The 315-nt window shown below is 74.3% G+C and carries 1 protein-coding gene; it reads right to left on the reverse strand.

What is annotated here, in order from left to right:
- On the reverse strand, positions 1-315 hold a 315-nt coding region (locus L995_RS04720; protein ID WP_047469632.1), incomplete at both ends, for a hypothetical protein.

Here is a 315-nt window from a genome sequence, read left to right on the forward strand (position 1 = left end):
GCCCCGAGCGCGTGAGGCGCGCCACGGCGGCGCGCACGCTGTCTTCCATGGCCTGGGGCGCCTGCCCGGGCTCGGACAGGCCGGCCGCCACCTGCTGCTGCAACTGCTGCACCAGCAGGTATTCGGTCAGGCCGTCGAGCTGGAACAACTCCTCGTCCACGACCGGGTTGTCCTCCTGCTCGAAGCGCACCTGCAGGCGCTGGCGCAGGTAGGCGCGCGCCGGGTGGCGCAGGAAATCGGTGAGCCGGGCCAGCGTCAGCGGCGCCGAGGCGTCGGGGACAAAGGGCGGGCGCGGCTGCGCGGGCAGCGGAGGCA

It is taken from the genome of Delftia sp. ZNC0008, assembly GCF_000799035.1.
Taxonomy (GTDB): domain Bacteria; phylum Pseudomonadota; class Gammaproteobacteria; order Burkholderiales; family Burkholderiaceae_C; genus Comamonas; species Comamonas tsuruhatensis.